Raw genomic sequence first — 17,909 nt, 5'->3', positions numbered from 1 at the left:
CCCCGGTGACGACATCCCGATCACCAAGGGCTCGGCGCTGATGGCGCTCGAGGACAAGGAGCCGAAGATCGGCAAGGAGGCGGTCCTGGCGCTGATGGCGACCGTGGACAGCTACATCCCGCAGCCGGAGCGTCCGATCGACATGCCGTTCCTGATGCCGATCGAGGACGTGTTCTCGATCTCGGGCCGCGGCACGGTGGTGACGGGTCGCGTCGAGCGCGGCATCGTGAAGGTGGGCGAGGAAGTCGAGATCGTCGGCATCCGGGCGACCACCAAGACGACGGTGACGGGCGTGGAGATGTTCCGCAAGCTGCTCGACCAGGGGCAGGCGGGCGACAACGTCGGCGTGCTGCTGCGCGGCACGAAGCGCGAGGACGTGGAGCGCGGCCAGGTCGTGTGCAAGCCGGGTTCGGTGAAGCCGCACTCGAAGTTCAAGGCCGAGGCGTACATCCTGACCAAGGAGGAGGGCGGCCGCCACACGCCGTTCTTCACCAACTACCGGCCGCAGTTCTACTTCCGGACCACGGACGTGACCGGGATCTGCACGCTGCCGGAGGGCACCGAGATGGTGATGCCGGGTGACAACGTGACCATGGACGTGGCGCTGATCGTGCCGGTGGCCATGGAGGAGAAGCTGCGCTTCGCCATCCGCGAGGGCGGCCGAACCGTCGGCGCCGGCGTCGTCGCCGCCATCAACGACTGACGATCGATCCGGGACGGCGCCGCGCGCCGCCCCGCCTCTCCGACGCCGGCTCCCGTCTCGACGGGGGCCGGCGTCGTCGTTTCGGGCCGGCGGGGTCCTGTCGGCGCCGCTTCCCGCCCGCTTCCCGCAAGCGACCCCTTGCAAGCCGCGCCGCGATGGGGCATTGGGCGGTGCGCTAGGAGTGTAGCTCAACTGGTCAGAGCGCCGGTCTCCAAAACCGGAGGTTGCGGGTTCGAGTCCCTCCACTCCTGCCAGACATTCAGCCCGATCCCGCGCGGCGGCCCGGTCGACAAGCCGGGGGAGTTGCGCTAGAGCGGGCGCAATCCGAGATCTGAAGCGACCGTCGGTGCGGGCCCATCCGGGTCCTCGGCGCCGACATTCGCATTCCCGGATGCGGTCTCTGCCTCGGGGCCGAACACGCACAGACACTGGCGCCATGGCATCGAACGAAGCGACCAAGAAGGTGGACCTGGTGCGCGGCGCGGCCCGCGGTCCCGTGAATCCGCCGCCCGCCCGGCCCGCGACCCCCGCCCGCGCGCCGCAGAAGCGCGCCACGCCGGGCGAGTTCTTCGCCCAGGTGCGCGACGAGGCCCGCAAGGTCACGTGGCCGACCCGCCGGGAGACCACGATCACGACCATCATGGTGTTCGTGATGGTCGTCGCCGCGAGCCTGTTCTTCACGGTCGTGGATCAGGCCCTGCGCTTCTTGGTCGGCCTGATCCTGGGCGTCTGAGAAATCCTGGGCGTCTGGGGGCGGCTCGCCGCCGATCGGGGGTGACCCCGGGGACTTGTCGGAGTTGAACGGAACCGTGTCGAAGCGCTGGTACATCGTCCACGCCTACTCGAACTTCGAGAACAAGGTCGCCCAGTCCATCAAGGACCAGGCGGCCCAGCGCGGGCTGACCGAGCTGTTCGACGAGGTGATGGTCCCGACCGAGAAGGTCGTGGAGGTCCGCCGCGGCCGGAAGGTCGACGCCGAGCGCAAGTTCTTCCCCGGCTACGTGCTGGTGAAGTGCGACCTCACCGACGAGGTCTACCACCTGATCAAGAACACCCCGAAGGTCACGGGCTTCCTCGGGGCCGACAAGTCGAAGCCGGTGCCGATCCCGGACGCCGAGGCCGAGCGGATCAAGGGCCAGGTCGCCGAGGGCGTCGACCGGCCGAAGCCCTCGATCTCCTTCGAGATCGGCGAGACCGTCCGGGTCGCCGACGGCCCGTTCGCCAGCTTCAACGGCACCGTCGAGGAGATCGACGACGCCCGCTCCCGCCTCAAGGTGGCCGTGTCGATCTTCGGCCGCGCCACGCCGGTCGAGCTCGAATACGCCCAGGTCGAGAAGGCCTGAGCCCCCGATCGCGGCGGCCCTCCGGCCGCCCGTCCGTTCCGGTCGCCGCATCCCCACCGGGTGCGGGGACCGCGAAGCCGCCGCGTTCCGCTGAGAGCGCGGCACCATCCGCGGGAGAACCGCCCGGCTTCGCCTCCGGGATCCACGGCTCGCACCGCGACCTGCAACCGTCCGACCCGCCGCGCTTCAGGCCGCACGGGGGCGGATTTTCATTGGGAGCAGTCCCATGGCGAAGAAGATCACGGGCTACGTGAAGCTTCAGGTCCCGGCCGGCGCCGCCAACCCGTCGCCGCCGATCGGCCCCGCGCTCGGTCAGCGCGGCCTCAACATCATGGAATTCTGCAAGGCCTTCAACGCGAAGACCGCGCAGATGGAGAAGGGCACCCCAATCCCGGTGATCATCACCGCGTATCAGGACCGCTCCTTCACCTTCGAGATGAAGCAGCCCCCGGTCACCTTCTTCCTGAAGAAGGCCGTCGGCCTGAAGCTCGGCAAGAAGCCGGCCTCCGGCTCCAAGACCCCGGGCAAGGGCCCGACCGTCGGCAAGATCACCGAGGCGCAGCTTCGCGAGATCGCCGAGAAGAAGATGCCCGACCTCAACTGCGACACGGTCGAGTCGGCCGTCGCGATGATCCGTGGCTCCGCGCGGGCCATGGGCCTCGAAGTCGTCGCGTAAGGGAGGGCAGCATGGCTAAGGAAGGCAAGCGCATCCGCGCCGCCCGCGAGGGCATCGAGGCGACCAAGCTCTACGCGCTCGACGAGGCGATCAAGCTGGTCAAGGAGCGGGCGACCGCGAAGTTCGACGAGACCGTCGAGGTCTCGATGAACCTCGGCGTCGATCCCCGCCACGCCGACCAGATGGTCCGCGGCGTCTGCAACCTGCCGAACGGCTCCGGCCGGACGGTGCGCGTGGCGGTCTTCGCCCGCGGCGCCAAGGCGGACGACGCCAAGGCCGCCGGTGCCGACATCGTCGGCGCCGAGGATCTCCTCGAGATCGTGCAGAGCGGCAAGATCGAGTTCGATCGCTGCATCGCGACCCCCGACATGATGCCGCTGGTCGGCCGTCTCGGTAAGGTGCTGGGCCCGCGCGGCCTGATGCCGAACCCGAAGGTCGGCACCGTCACCATGGACGTGAAGGGCGCCGTCGCCGGCGCCAAGGGCGGCTCGGTCGAGTTCCGCGTCGAGAAGGCCGGCATCGTCCATGCCGGCGTCGGCAAGGTGTCGTTCGACGCCGACAAGCTCGTCGAGAACATCAAGGCCTTCGCGGACGCCGTCGCCAAGGCGAAGCCCGCGGGCGCCAAGGGCACCTACGTCCAGCGCATCGCCGTCACCTCGACGATGGGCCCGGGCGTGAAGGTCGAGCCGAACACGGTCCTGACCGCCTGAGGCGGGACGAATCGTCGACGCTGCGGAGCGCCCGGCCGGGAACGGCCGGGCGCTCTGCGTTCGCGGGAGCGGGATCGGTCCTCGTCCCTGTCTCGGACCTGTCTCCGACGCAGGCCTGTCCAGGGCGCGAGGCAGGTGCGGAATACGGTCGGCGACGCGACAGGAAGACAAGCCGCGATGGGCCGGCCCGAACCTGCGTCCCTCACGCCATTCTTAACCGCCGAGGGGGGCGCCAACGGCCGCGGCTGTGCTAGATAGGCCGGCATGCGATGCACCCTGACGGTCACCTCCAAGCGACGCATCCTGTGCGTCTTTCCCGCCTACACGCCGTCCTTCGGGACATTCTCCCACGCCTACCCGCTGATGGGCGGGGTGAAGGCGTTCATGCCGCCGCAGGGGCTGCTGCTGATCGCGGCCTACATGCCGGAGGCTTGGGAATGCCGGTTCATCGATGAGAATATCCGCCGCGCGGGCCCGGCCGACTTCGCCTGGGCCGACGCGGTCTTCGTCTCCGGGATGCACATCCAGGAGCCGCAGATCCACGATATCCGCGACCGCGCCCGCGCGGCCGGGAAGGTGACGGTGCTGGGCGGCCCCTCGGTCTCGGGCGCGCCTGAGAAGTACGGCGACTTCGACTACCTCCATATCGGCGAGATCGGCGACGCCACCGACCAGCTCGTCGCCCGCCTCGACGCGGACCTCACGCCGCCGCCCGCCCAGGTGGTGCTGGAGACCAAGGATCGCCTCCCGCTCGCGGACTTCCCGGCTCCCGCCTACGAGGCGGCGCCGCTCAAGCGCTACCTGATCGGCTCCCTGCAATTCTCCTCGGGCTGCCCCTACCGCTGCGAGTTCTGCGACATCCCGCAGCTCTATGGTCGCCAGCCGCGCCTGAAGAGCCCGGAGCAGATGTGCGCCGAGCTCGACGCCATCGTCAGCCAGCCGGGCCACCCGGCGGTGGTCTACTTCGTCGACGACAACTTCATCGGCAACCGCAAGGCGACCCGCGAGATGCTGCCGCACCTCGTGGAATGGCAGAAGCGGAACAACTACCCGCTCCAGTTCGCCTGCGAGGCGACGCTGAACATGGCCAAGCAGCCCGAGATCCTGGAGCTGATGCGGCAGGCCAACTTCATGACGGTGTTCGTCGGGATCGAGACCCCGGAGGCGGACGCCCTCAAGGGCATCGACAAGACCCACAACGCCGCCGTGCCGATGTACGAGGCGATCGAGACCCTCAATTCCTACGGGCTCGAGGTGACCTCCGGCATCATCCTGGGCCTCGATTCGGACACCGACAAATCCGAGCAGAACCTGATCGACTTCATCGACCGCTCGGCGATCCCGGTCCTGACCATCAACCTGCTCCAGGCCCTGCCCAAGACCCCGCTCTGGGACCGGCTGGAGCGCGAGGGCCGGCTCCTCCACGACGCCAGCCTCGAGTCGAACGTCCTGTTCAAGCGCCCCCACGATTCGGTGGTGAGCAGCTGGCGCCGGGCGATCGCGCACGCCTACGAGCCGGAGAAGATCTTCGAGCGCTTCAAGCACCAGTGCGCGGTGACCTACCCGAACCGCATCACCACGCCGACGGCCGGCAAGCTCACGTTCACCAACCTGCGCCGCGGCCTCATCCTGGGCTTCAACATCATCACCCGCGTCGGGATCTTCTCCGACTACCGCAGGCCGTTCTGGAGCGCGGCCGGCTACGCGCTGAAGCGCGGGCAGATCGAGGCGGTGTTCAACATGGGCTTCGTGGCCCACCACCTGATCCGCTTCACCCGCGAGGCCCTGCGCGGCGAGCACAACGCCTCGTTCTACGCCGCGAAGGCCGCGGAGGCGAAGGCCGCCCGCGACCGCAGCTGGTGGGAGACCGCGCGGCGCAAGCTGGTGCCGGAGCGCGAGGCGGCCTAGCCGGGGATCCCGGGAAGGGCCCCGAGCGATGCAGCGGCGGCAGGGTACCCGCGCAAGTCCTTGCCTGCGGCGGAAAAGTCGCGCTCCGGCCCTTGGCAGGCGGCTTGCTAGGCTCTATACACCGCGCCTCACGCATTTCATCCTCACGGAAGGAGAGCGGCCGATCGGCCGGTTTCCGCTCGAAATGTCGCCCGGGCAACCGGGTGGCACTGGCCGGAAGGATCCCAGGGGCGACGAGTCCCGCGGAGCCTTGTCCGGCCATGTCCTGTCCGAGACTGCAGGTGCCGGTTCGCCGGCTTAATCCGCCAGCCTGCACAGACGGGGAAGACCGAATTCGAAAAGCCTCGCCCCGGCCCCGGCCGCGGAGGGGTGTCGGTTTGAACCAACTCGCCCGAGGCGGCCCGAAGGGGCACGCGCGGGGACAGGGCCGCGAAGCGTCGTTCGGACGTTCCCGGTCTTCCTGAAGGCCGAGACCACGTCCGGGCGGCATGTGCAACCGGCGGACCCGAGACCGGGTTCCGCCAACCGGAGAGAGCCCAGTGGACCGGACAGCTAAAGCTGATCTCGTCTCGACGCTCAACGGCGTGTTCAATCAGAGCGCCGTCGTCGTCGTGGCCCACTACAAGGGCCTCACGGTCGCCGACATGCAGAAGCTGCGCGCGCAGATGAAGCAGGCCGGCGCCACCGTGAAGGTCGCCAAGAACAGCCTCGCCGGCATCGCACTCGATGGCACGGACGTCGCCTCCATCAAGCCGCTCCTGAAGGGCCCGACCCTGCTCGCCTATTCCGGCGATCCGGTCGCTGCCGCGAAGGTCGCGGTCGATTTCGCCAAGGTCAACGACAAGCTCGTGATCCTCGGCGGCGCGATGGGGAAGACCGCCCTGAACCCGGACGGCGTGAAGGCGCTCGCCTCGCTCCCGTCCCTCGACGAACTGCGCGCCAAGATCGTGGGCCTCGTGCAGGCGCCCGCGACCAAGATCGCTCAGGTCGTCAACGCGCCGGCGGCGAAGCTCGCCCGCGTGTTCGGGGCCTATGCCAACAAGGACGAGGCCGCCTGAGGCCCTTCAAAATCCATCCGTTCAAACCGATATCTGAGAGGAATTCAAAATGGCTGATCTCGCCAAGCTCGTCGACGACCTGTCCTCGCTGACCGTGCTCGAGGCCGCTGACCTGGCCAAGATGCTCGAGGAGAAGTGGGGCGTCTCGGCCGCCGCTGCCGTCGCCGTGGCCGCCGGCCCGGCCGCCGGTGGCGCCGCCGCCGCCGCCGAGGAGCAGACCGAGTTCACGGTCGTCCTCGCCTCCGCCGGCGACAAGAAGATCGAGGTCATCAAGGAGGTCCGCGCGATCACCGGCCTCGGCCTCAAGGAGGCCAAGGACCTGGTCGAGGGCGCGCCGAAGCCGATCAAGGAAGGCGTCGCCAAGGACGAGGCCGAGAAGCTCAAGGCCCAGCTCGAGAAGGCCGGCGCCAAGGTCGAGCTCAAGTAAGTCGACGATGGGCCGGTCCCGGCCCATCACCCCACGAAGGCTCCGCGCGAGCCTGTCGTGACCGGAGCCCGCGGGTCAGCGCCCGCGGGCTTTAGGCCGCTTCGGCGGATGGTCCTGGAACGGGACCGGCAAGAGATTCGGTTCGGTGGCGCGGCTCGGCGGGGCGAGCGTCACGGCCCGGTGCGGGAGGTCCCTTTCGGGAACGCTTCCCCGGGCGCGAGGCACGCGGGTAGGAGCGAGGTCACATGGCCAACACGCTGGTCGGTCGCAAGCGCATTCGGAAGTTCTTCGGCAAGATCAAGGAAGTTGCCGAGATGCCGAACCTCATCGAGGTTCAGAAGGCGTCCTACGACCAGTTCCTGATGGTCGACGAGCCCGAGGGCGGGCGCGCCGACGAGGGGCTGCAGAGCGTGTTCAAGTCGGTGTTCCCGATCTCCGACTTCGCCTCCACGGCGCTGCTCGAGTTCGTGCGCTACACCTTCGAGGCCCCGAAATACGACGTCGACGAGTGCCGCCAGCGCGGCATCACCTTCGCGGCCCCGCTGAAGGTCACGCTGCGCCTCATCGTGTTCGACGTCGATCCGGACACCCAGGCGAAGTCCGTCAAGGACATCAAGGAGCAGGACGTCTACATGGGCGACATGCCCCTGATGACGGAGAACGGCACCTTCATCGTCAACGGCACCGAGCGCGTCATCGTCTCGCAGATGCACCGCTCGCCGGGCGTGTTCTTCGACCACGACAAGGGCAAGACCCACTCCTCGGGCAAGCTCCTGTTCGCCGCCCGCATCATCCCGTACCGGGGCTCCTGGCTCGACGTCGAGTTCGACGCCAAGGACATCGTGCACGTCCGCATCGACCGGAAGCGCAAGCTGCCGGCGACGTCGCTGCTCTACGCCCTGGGTCTCGACGGCGAGGAGATCCTGTCGACCTTCTACAACAAGGTCGTCTACGACCGGGATGGCGCCGACTGGCGCGTGCCGTTCGACGCCGAGCGCATGAAGGGCATGAAGGCGACCGTCGACCTGATCGACGCCGATTCCGGCGAGGTCGTGCTCGAGGCCGGCAAGAAGCTGAATGCCCGCAACGCCCGCCAGATCACCGAGAAGGGCACCAAGTTCCTCAAGGCGACCGACGAGGATCTCGTCGGCCAGTACGTCGCCGAGGACCTCGTCAACGTGCAGACCGGCGAGATCTGGGCCGAGGCCGGCGAGGAGGTCACCGACAAGCTCCTGAAGAGCCTGGAGGAGGTCGGGATCACCGAGCTGCCGGTGCTCGACATCGACCACGTCAACATCGGCCCCTACATCCGCAACACGCTGGCGGTGGACAAGAACTCCAACCGAGAGGGCGCGCTGTTCGACATCTACCGGGTCATGCGCCCGGGCGAGCCGCCGACCCTCGAGACCGCCGAGGCGATGTTCCACTCGCTGTTCTTCGACTCCGAGCGCTACGACCTCTCGGCGGTCGGCCGCGTGAAGATGAACATGCGCCTCGACCTCGACGCCGCCGACACCGTGCGCACCCTCCGCAAGGAGGACATGCTGGCGGTGGTCAAGGCGCTCGTGGAGCTGCGCGACGGCAAGGGCGAGGTCGACGACATCGACCACCTCGGCAACCGCCGCGTCCGCTCGGTGGGCGAGCTCATGGAGAACCAGTACCGCCTGGGCCTCCTGCGCATGGAGCGCGCCATCCGCGAGCGCATGAGCCAGGTCGACATCGACACAGTCATGCCGCAGGACCTGATCAACGCGAAGCCCGCGGCCGCGGCCGTGCGCGAGTTCTTCGGCTCGTCGCAGCTGTCGCAGTTCATGGACCAGACCAACCCGCTCTCCGAGGTGACGCACAAGCGCCGCCTCTCGGCGCTGGGCCCGGGCGGTCTGACCCGCGAGCGCGCCGGGTTCGAGGTGCGCGACGTGCACCCGACCCATTACGGCCGCATTTGCCCGATCGAGACGCCGGAAGGCCCGAACATCGGCCTGATCAACTCGCTCGCCACCTTCGCGCGGGTGAACAAGTACGGCTTCATCGAGACCCCGTTCCGCCGCGTGCGCGACGGCGTGGTCACCGACGAGGTCGCCTACCTCTCGGCCATGGAGGAGGCGAAGTACTACGTCGCCCAGGCGAACGCCCAGATGGACGAGAACCGCAAGCTCACGGAGGACCTCGTGGTCTGCCGCCGGGCCGGCGAGGTGATCGTCGTCGGTCCCGAGCGCGTCGACCTCATGGACGTGTCGCCGAAGCAGCTCGTCTCGGTGGCCGCGGCGCTGATCCCGTTCCTCGAGAACGACGACGCCAACCGGGCGCTGATGGGCTCGAACATGCAGCGCCAGGCGGTGCCGCTCGTCCGCGCCGACGCCCCGTTCGTGGGCACCGGCATGGAGGCGGTGGTCGCCCGGGATTCCGGCGCCGCCATCGCGGCCCGCCGGGCCGGCATCGTCGACCAAGTGGACGCCACTCGTATCGTCATCCGCGCCACCGAGGAGGCCGACGCCAACAAGCCGGGCGTCGACATCTACCGGCTGCAGAAGTTCCAGCGCTCCAACCAGTCGACCTGCATCACGCAGAAGCCGCTGGTCCGCGTCGGCGAGTTCGTCAAGAAGGGCGAGATCATCGCCGACGGTCCCTCGACCGAGTTCGGCGAGCTGGCGCTCGGCCGGAACGTGCTCGTCGCGTTCATGCCGTGGAACGGCTACAACTTCGAGGACTCGATCCTGCTCTCCGAGCGGATCGTGAAGGATGACGTGTTCACCTCGATCCACATCGAGGAGTTCGAGGTGATGGCCCGCGACACCAAGCTCGGGCCGGAGGAGATCACCCGCGACATCCCGAACGTCTCCGAGGAAGCGCTCAAGAACCTCGACGAGGCCGGCATCGTCTACATCGGTGCCGAGGTGAACGCGGGCGACATCCTCGTCGGCAAGATCACTCCGAAGGGCGAGAGCCCGATGACGCCGGAGGAGAAGCTGCTCCGCGCCATCTTCGGCGAGAAGGCCTCGGACGTGCGCGACACCTCGCTGCGGGTGCCGCCGGGCGTCACCGGGACCATCGTGGAAGTCCGCGTGTTCAACCGCCACGGCGTCGACAAGGACGAGCGCGCCCAGGCGATCGAGCGCGAGGAGATCGAGCGCCTCGCCAAGGACCGCGACGACGAGCAGGCGATCCTCGACCGCAACACCTACGCCCGCCTCGCGGACGTGCTGATCGGCCAGGCGCCGGTGGCCGGCCCGAAGGGCTTCCGGAAGGATACCACGCTCACCCGCGAGCTGATCAACGACTACCCGCGCTCGCAATGGTGGCAGTTCGCCGTCATCGAGGACCGTCTCATGACCGAGATGGAGGCGATGCAGAAGCAGTACGACGAGTCGAAGAAGCGCCTCGAGCAGCGCTTCCTCGACAAGGTCGAGAAGCTGCAGCGCGGCGACGAGCTGCCCCCCGGCGTCATGAAGATGGTCAAGGTCTTCGTGGCGGTGAAGCGCAAGATCCAGCCGGGCGACAAGATGGCCGGCCGTCACGGCAACAAGGGTGTCGTGTCGCGGATCGTGCCGATCGAGGACATGCCGTTCCTGGAGGACGGGACGCATGCCGACATCGTGCTCAACCCGCTGGGCGTGCCCTCGCGCATGAACGTCGGCCAGATCCTGGAGACGCACCTCGGCTGGGCGGCTGCGGGCCTGGGTCGCAAGGTGTCGAAGGCGGTGGATGCCTATCTGAAGTCGCAGGACATCGCGCCGCTGCGAGAGGAGATGAAGGCGATCTACTCCCCGGGCGAGCTCGACGGCCTGACGGACGAGGAGCTGGCCGAGGCCGGCAACAACGTCCGCCGCGGCGTGCCGATGGCCACGCCGGTCTTCAACGGCGCCAAGGAGGCCGACATCGAGCAGATGCTGGAGATGGCCGGTCTTGACCGTTCGGCGCAGTCGACGCTCTACGACGGGCGGACCGGCGAGCCCTTCGACCGCAAGGTGACGATGGGCTACATCTACATGCTGAAGCTGCACCACCTCGTGGACGACAAGATCCACGCCCGGTCGATCGGCCCGTACTCGCTCGTCACCCAGCAGCCGCTGGGCGGCAAGGCGCAGTTCGGCGGCCAGCGCTTCGGCGAGATGGAGGTCTGGGCGCTGGAGGCCTACGGCGCGGCCTACACGCTGCAGGAGATGCTGACGGTGAAGTCGGACGACGTGGCCGGCCGCACCAAGGTCTACGAGGCGATCGTCCGCGGCGACGACACGTTCGAGGCCGGCATCCCCGAGTCGTTCAACGTGCTCGTCAAGGAGATGCGCTCGCTCGGCCTCAACGTCGAGCTGACGTCCTCCAAGAAGGCCGCCAACGACCAGCTTGAGCCCCCGGCCGACGCGGCCGAGTAAGAGAGAGACCACACCTCCCGTGGCGGCGGTTGCCCGCCGCCACGGTCGAGCGGGAAGGGGAGGGGCCTTCCGGGGTTCGACGACGGTGAGCAGCGCCCGCGCGGGGCGCGGCGCCGGATCTTTTTCAGGACGCGGTGGCCCGGCGCGGGGCTGCCGGCGTCAACAAGGAGCGGATCATGAACCAAGAGGTCATGAACCTTTTCAACCAGCAGGCCCAGCCGGTCAGCTTCGATCAGATCAAGATCTCGATCTCGTCCCCGGAGAAGATCCTCTCCTGGTCGTACGGTGAGATCAAGAAGCCCGAGACCATCAACTACCGGACCTTCAAGCCCGAGCGCGACGGCCTGTTCTGCGCGCGCATCTTCGGGCCGATCAAGGACTACGAGTGCTTGTGCGGCAAGTACAAGCGCATGAAGTACAAGGGCGTCATCTGCGAGAAGTGCGGCGTCGAGGTCACCCTCGCGCGCGTCCGGCGCGACCGCATGGGCCACATCGAGCTGGCCGCCCCCGTCGCGCATATCTGGTTCCTGAAGTCACTGCCGAGCCGCATCGGCCTGCTGCTCGACATGGCGCTCAAGGACCTCGAGCGGATCCTGTACTTCGAGTCGTACTGCGTCATCGAGCCGGGCCTCACCCCCCTGAAGGAGCGTCAGCTCCTGTCGGAGGAGGAGTATCTGCGCGCGCAGGAGGAGTACGGCGAGGACTCGTTCACCGCCATGATCGGCGCCGAGGCCATCCGGCGCATCCTGCAGGAGCTGGACCTCGACAAGATCGCCAACGATCTGCGCGAGGAGATCGCCGTCACCACCTCGGAGCTGAAGCCCAAGAAGCTCCTGAAGCGGCTCAAGATCATCGAGGCCTTCCAGATGTCCGGCAACAAGCCGGAATGGATGATCCTCACGGTCGTGCCGGTGATCCCGCCGGACCTGCGCCCGCTGGTCCCGCTGGACGGCGGCCGCTTCGCGACCTCCGACCTCAACGACCTCTACCGCCGCGTCATCAACCGCAACAACCGCCTGAAGCGGCTGATCGAGCTGCGCGCGCCCGACATCATCATCCGCAACGAGAAGCGGATGCTGCAGGAGGCCGTCGACGCCCTGTTCGACAACGGCCGCCGCGGCCGCGTCATCACGGGTGCCAACAAGCGCCCGCTGAAGTCGCTCGCCGACATGCTCAAGGGCAAGCAGGGCCGGTTCCGCCAGAACCTGCTCGGCAAGCGCGTCGACTACTCGGGCCGCTCGGTCATCGTGGTGGGTCCGGAGCTGAAGCTGCACCAGTGCGGCCTGCCCAAGAAGATGGCGCTGGAGCTGTTCAAGCCGTTCATCTACGCCCGCCTCGACGCCAAGGGCTTCTCGGCCACCGTCAAGCAGGCCAAGAAGCTCGTGGAGAAGGAGAAGCCGGAGGTCTGGGACATCCTGGATGAGGTGATCCGCGAGCACCCGGTGATGCTGAACCGCGCGCCGACGCTGCACCGCCTCGGCATCCAGGCCTTCGAGCCGAAGCTGATCGAGGGCAAGGCGATCCAGCTGCACCCGCTGGTCTGCGCCGCGTTCAACGCCGATTTCGACGGCGACCAGATGGCCGTGCACGTCCCGCTGTCGCTCGAGGCGCAGCTGGAAGCGCGCGTCCTGATGATGTCGACCAACAACATCCTGCACCCGGCCAACGGTCAGCCGATCATCGTGCCGTCGCAGGACATCGTTCTCGGCCTCTACTACCTGTCGATCGTGGCCGAGGGCGCGCCGGGCGAGTTCAAGCCGGGCAACACCAAGAACCCGATGCAGGGCGTCTACGGCGACATGGGCGAGCTGGAGCACGCTCTCGCCGCCAAGGCCGTGTCGCTGCACTCGAAGATCAAGTGGCGCTGGACCGGTATCGGCCCGGACGGTGAGCCCCTGACCAAGACCTACGAGACCACCCCCGGCCGCGTGATCCTCTCCGGCGCCCTGCCGAAGCACGCCAAGGTGCCCTTCGACGTCGTCAACAAGCTGATGACCAAGAAGGAGATCTCGGCGATGATCGACACCGTCTACCGCCACTGCGGTCAGAAGGAGTCGGTGATCTTCTGCGACCGGATCATGGCGCTCGGCTTCAACCACGCGTTCAAGGCCGGCATCTCGTTCGGCAAGGACGACATGGTCGTGCCGGAGAACAAGTGGTCGATCGTCGACACGACCCGCGCGCTCGTGAAGGATTACGAGCAGCAGTACAACGACGGCCTGATCACCCAGGGTGAGAAGTACAACAAGGTCGTCGATGCCTGGGCGAAGTGCTCGGACAAGCTGGCCGCCGAGATGATGGGCCGGATCTCGGCCGTCCAGAAGGACGAGCACGGGGCCGACAAGCAGGTCAACTCGATCTACATGATGAGCCACTCGGGTGCCCGCGGCTCGCCTGCCCAGATGAAGCAGCTCGCGGCGATGCGCGGCCTCATGGCCAAGCCGTCGGGCGAGATCATCGAGACCCCGATCATCTCGAACTTCAAGGAAGGCCTGGACGTTCTGGAGTACTTCAACTCCACGCACGGTGCCCGTAAAGGCCTGGCCGACACCGCTTTGAAGACCGCGAATTCCGGCTACCTGACCCGCCGCCTCGTCGACGTGGCCCAGGACGCCGTCATCCGCGAGGTCGATTGCGGCACGACCAACGGCATCAAGATGCGCGCCATCGTGGATGCCGGCCAGGTCGTGGCGACGCTCGCCACCCGCATCCTGGGCCGTGCCACGGCCGAGGATCTGGTGGCCGCGGACGGCACGGTGATCGTCAAGACCGGCGAGACCATCGAGGAGCGGCACCTTCCGGCGATCAACGCCGCCGGCATCCAGGAGGTGAAGATCCGCTCGGTGCTCGTCTGCGCCACCAAGAGTGGCGTCTGCGCCACCTGCTATGGGCGCGACCTCGCCCGCGGCACGCCCGTCAACATGGGCGAGGCCGTCGGCGTCATCGCGGCGCAGTCGATCGGCGAGCCGGGCACGCAGCTAACGATGCGCACCTTCCACATCGGCGGTGCGGCCCAGATCGCCGACTCGTCGTTCATCGAGTCGAGCTTCGAGGGCACGATCAAGATCCGCAACCGCGCGATCGCCAAGAACTCCGATGGCGATCTGATCGCCACCGGCCGCAACGTGGCGGTGGTGGTCGTCGGGTCGGACGGGGTCGAGCGGGCGGTCCATCGCCTGCAGTACGGCGCCAAGCTCCGGGTCGATGAGGGTGACAAGATCAAGCGCGGGCAGCGGATCGCCGAGTGGGATCCCTACACCCGTCCGATCCTCACCGAGGTGGACGGCATCGTGGCCTACGAGGATCTGGTCGACGGCCAGTCCATGACCGAGACCACCGACGAGTCGACCGGCATCGCCAAGCGCGTCGTCGTCGACTGGCGCGGCTCGGCCCGGACCTCTGACCTCAAGCCCGCGATGGTCGTGGTCGATCGGGACGGCAAGGCGCTTAAGCTGCCCCGCGGCTCGGACGCCCGCTACTTCCTTCCGGTCGACGCCATCATCGGCTTCGATCCCGGCGCGAAGGTGAATGCCGGCGACATTCTCGCCCGCGTCTCGACCGACTCGGCCAAGACTCGCGACATCACCGGCGGTCTGCCGCGGGTGGCGGAGCTGTTCGAGGCAAGGCGCCCGAAGGACGCGGCGATCATCGCCGAGAAGTCGGGCACCATCGCGTTCGGCCGCGACTACAAGAACAAGCGTCGGCTCACGCTGACGCCGCATGACGGCTCGGAGGCGGTCGAGTATCTGATCCCGAAGGGCAAGCACATCCACCTGCAGGACGGCGACGTGGTCGAGCTCGGCGATTACATCGTCGACGGGAACCCGGCCCCGCACGACATCCTGGCGATCAAGGGCGTGGAGGAACTCGCGGCCTACCTCGTCAACGAGATCCAGGAGGTCTACCGGCTGCAGGGCGTGTCGATCAACGACAAGCACATCGAGGTGATCGTCCGTCAGATGCTGCAGAAGGTCGAAGTGACCGACGGCGGCGACTCGGACATCCTTTCGGGTGACCAGATCGATCGCACGGAGCTGACCGACTTCAACGAGAAGCTGCTCGCCGAGGGCAAGAAGCCGATCCAGGGCGTTCCGGTCCTGCTCGGCATCACCAAGGCGTCGCTGCAGACCAAGTCGTTCATCTCGGCGGCCTCGTTCCAGGAGACCACCCGCGTCCTCACCGAGGCGGCGGTCAACGGCAAGGTCGACACCCTGGAGGGCCTGAAGGAGAACGTCATCGTCGGGTCGCTGATCCCGGCCGGCACGGGCTCGATGGTGGCGGATATCCGCTCCATCGCCCGCCGCCGCGACGCGATGATCCTGCAGCAGAAGCAGGCCGAGAGCGGCGCCATGCCGGTCGAGGAGCTTCCGCCCGCCGCCGCCGAGTGAGGCCGTCGGCAGGACTGAGTTGGGAGAGGGCGGCCTTCGGGCCGCCCTTTCTCGTTCCGGCCTGCCTTTGTCCGGCCGTGTCCCCTCACCAACTCGAACGCCGTCTTTGCGAGCGCAGCGAAACAACCCAGTGTCGCGCCACGCTGGAAGGCGTCCCGCTGCCCTGGGTCACTTCGCTGCGCTCGTGATGACGGGCCCGGCAGTGTCGACTGCAACCCCGAAACCGTATCGAGACACGCGCGACCGTCCGGCCTTAACGGCAGCTCAACCATACCGCGCGATAAATTCGGCGCGGTCGCAGAAACACCCTGGAAACGGGGAGGATCGGGCCGGTTCGGGTGCGTGAGTGCGGGTCTGGCGTCGTGGGCACGAGACGAGGACGGGAATCGAGCCTGCGCTGGCTCTCGGCCGCCCTGACGCCCTGGATGGTCGGTCTGGGCCTGCTGGTGTCGTTCACCGCCGACGCCGGCACGGAGAACGCCATCGGGGCGAGCCGGCTCGGGGTGATCGATGCCGACACGGTCCCGCCGCTGCCGCCCGGCACCCTGCTGATCGGATCGGCCCTCCGCCGCCTCGGCGACGAGCCGCCCCAGGCGACCTTCAAGACCGGCGCGCACGTTTTCCCGGTCGTGCAGCGGGCCGGCAAGGGCGACCCCGCCCGGCCGCCGGCCGAGAGCTTCGCGCGCCGGGCCGCGAACCTGCGCGAGGCGGGCGGCGCCCTGGTGTTCGGTGACGTTACCGGCAGCGTCACCGGAGTGCTGACGCAGGGCTCCGCGATCTGGGACCCGGAATCCGAGCCGGAGGCCGCCTTCGTCCCCGTGCCGGATCTCGGCCTCACCACCGGCAGCGGCACCGCCGCCTCCACGGGCGCGGGGACGGCTGACCTCACCGAGGATGGCGGCCCCGAGCGCTTCGACGGCTCGACCCCGCCGGTGCCGCGGGCCATCGCGCTGTCCTCCACGACGCCGGCGCCCGCCGACGCCATCCCCGTCGAGATCGCCGCGGCGAGCCTCGCGCTCCCCGATTTCGCGATCCGTACCGAGCGCCCCGACAGCGCCCAGCCGGTGCCCGAGGACGCGCGCCGGCGCTACGCCGACCTGATCGACCCGAACGCCCTCGACAAGGAACAGCGCTGCCTCTCCGAGGCGGTCTATTTCGAGGCCCGGAGCGAGCCCGAGGCCGGCCAGGCCGCCGTCGCCCAGGTGGTGCTCAACCGGGTGAAGAGCGGCCTCTACCCGGCGAGCGTCTGCGGCGTCGTGTACCAGAACCGGCACCACTACATGGGCTGCCAGTTCTCCTTCGCCTGCGAGGGCAAGTCGCTGCGCATCACCGATGCCGGCGCCTGGGAATCCGCCACCCGCATCGCCCGCTCGGTGATCGAGGGCCGGACCTACCTCGCGGAGGTCGGCGCCGCGACCCACTACCACGCCGACTACGTGCGTCCGGGCTGGGCCCGCCGCCTGCGCAAGATGGACGTGATCGGCCGGCACATCTTCTACCAGCTCCGGGCCGGCCAGACCTGACCCGGGCCGGACCGGACTTCATAAGAGAGACTGTCCAAGATCCGAACAATGCTACCTAGGTAGGCGACGCCTAAGCAGTCGAAACCAAGGGTTAATTTTACCTTCGTTCCCGATAATGCTTGCGCGCCGGGCAACGAGTCTGGCCTCTGGTACGTCGAGACGAGCGCCGCGTCCGCGCCGCGTCTCGTAGTAATGCGTATCAGAGGACTTCCATGACCGCGCCGGTCGCTCGCACCGCTCTCCTCGCCGCCGCCCTCGGCGGCGCGCTCCTCGCCGCACCCGCCCAGGCCGGCGGCTGCTACGGCTCCGAATGCTATCGCCGCGTCGTCACGCCGCCGGTCTACGACACCGTGCAGGAGAACGTGCTGGTGCGCCCGCCCCGCACGGTCTACCGCACCACGCCGCCGGTCTACGACACGGTGTCGGAGCGCGTGATGGTCTCGCCCGGCGGCCGCTACTGGCAGACCAGCCGCGGCCCCGGCGGCGAGCTGATCGGCTGCTGGGTGACCGCGCCGCCGCGCTTCGCGGTCCGCACCCGGACCGTGCTGGTCCGCCCGGCACAGACGATCCCTGAGACGATCCCGCCGGAATACGCCAGCGTCAGCCGCCGCGTCCTGGTGGCGCCGGCCCGGGCCGGCTGGGCGCCGATCGGCGGGGGCTACGGCTACCGGCCCGCGGCCTACGGTGGGCCGCTCGTCGGCTCCATCCCGGACGCCCTCGGCATCACCGGGGCCAGCTCGTCGGATATTGGCGTCGGTCTCGGCTTTTACACGGGCAGCCGGTACGAGGGATACTGAGCCGGT

General features: G+C 68.2%; 12 protein-coding genes and 1 tRNA gene. All 13 read left to right on the top strand.

What is annotated here, in order from left to right; all coding sequences use genetic code 11:
- On the top strand, positions 1–703 hold a 703-nt coding region (locus BM314_RS24725; protein WP_244540027.1), incomplete at its 5' end, for an EF-Tu C-terminal domain-related protein.
- A 177-nt stretch (positions 704–880) separates the two neighbouring features.
- Positions 881–957, top strand: a tRNA-Trp gene (locus BM314_RS24720).
- Between the two features lie 182 nt (positions 958–1,139).
- Positions 1,140–1,436 carry a preprotein translocase subunit SecE gene (gene secE / locus BM314_RS24715; protein ID WP_091980895.1) on the top strand — a complete coding sequence of 99 codons (297 nt, stop codon included), beginning with the start codon at positions 1,140–1,142 and terminating at the stop codon, positions 1,434–1,436.
- A 76-nt stretch (positions 1,437–1,512) separates the two neighbouring features.
- On the top strand, positions 1,513–2,046 hold the full coding sequence (gene nusG, locus BM314_RS24710; protein WP_012320778.1) for a transcription termination/antitermination protein NusG: 534 nt from the start codon (positions 1,513–1,515) through the stop codon (positions 2,044–2,046).
- 226 nt (positions 2,047–2,272) lie between these two features.
- Positions 2,273–2,722, top strand: a complete 450-nt coding sequence (gene rplK, locus BM314_RS24705) for a 50S ribosomal protein L11 (protein ID WP_010686899.1) — start codon at positions 2,273–2,275, stop codon at positions 2,720–2,722.
- An 11-nt stretch (positions 2,723–2,733) separates the two neighbouring features.
- Positions 2,734–3,432 (top strand): 50S ribosomal protein L1, encoded by a 699-nt coding sequence (gene rplA, locus BM314_RS24700; RefSeq protein ID WP_020096224.1) that lies wholly within the window; start codon positions 2,734–2,736, stop codon positions 3,430–3,432.
- 264 nt (positions 3,433–3,696) lie between these two features.
- Positions 3,697–5,340 carry a B12-binding domain-containing radical SAM protein gene (locus tag BM314_RS24695; RefSeq protein ID WP_091980893.1) on the top strand — a complete coding sequence of 548 codons (1,644 nt, stop codon included), beginning with the start codon at positions 3,697–3,699 and terminating at the stop codon, positions 5,338–5,340.
- Between the two features lie 539 nt (positions 5,341–5,879).
- A complete protein-coding gene (rplJ, locus tag BM314_RS24690) occupies positions 5,880–6,398 on the top strand; it encodes a 50S ribosomal protein L10 (RefSeq protein WP_026605422.1) in 519 nt (172 codons plus the stop codon).
- Positions 6,399–6,447: 49 nt separating this feature from the next.
- Positions 6,448–6,825, top strand: coding sequence for a 50S ribosomal protein L7/L12 (gene rplL, locus BM314_RS24685; protein ID WP_020096227.1), 378 nt, complete (start codon positions 6,448–6,450; stop codon positions 6,823–6,825).
- Between the two features lie 245 nt (positions 6,826–7,070).
- Positions 7,071–11,195 carry a DNA-directed RNA polymerase subunit beta gene (gene rpoB / locus BM314_RS24680; RefSeq protein ID WP_091927687.1) on the top strand — a complete coding sequence of 1,375 codons (4,125 nt, stop codon included), beginning with the start codon at positions 7,071–7,073 and terminating at the stop codon, positions 11,193–11,195.
- Between the two features lie 176 nt (positions 11,196–11,371).
- A complete protein-coding gene (rpoC, locus tag BM314_RS24675) occupies positions 11,372–15,583 on the top strand; it encodes a DNA-directed RNA polymerase subunit beta' (protein ID WP_026605423.1) in 4,212 nt (1,403 codons plus the stop codon).
- Between the two features lie 425 nt (positions 15,584–16,008).
- A complete protein-coding gene (locus BM314_RS24670) occupies positions 16,009–17,106 on the top strand; it encodes a cell wall hydrolase (protein WP_056526330.1) in 1,098 nt (365 codons plus the stop codon).
- A 212-nt stretch (positions 17,107–17,318) separates the two neighbouring features.
- Entirely contained in the window at positions 17,319–17,903 is a 585-nt protein-coding gene (locus BM314_RS24665; RefSeq protein WP_091980891.1) for a hypothetical protein, read from the top strand.
- Positions 17,904–17,909 lie beyond the last annotated feature (6 nt).

This window comes from Methylobacterium sp. 13MFTsu3.1M2 (genome assembly GCF_900112625.1).
GTDB lineage: Bacteria > Pseudomonadota > Alphaproteobacteria > Rhizobiales > Beijerinckiaceae > Methylobacterium.
This window is presented reverse-complemented; position numbering and strand designations above follow the sequence as displayed.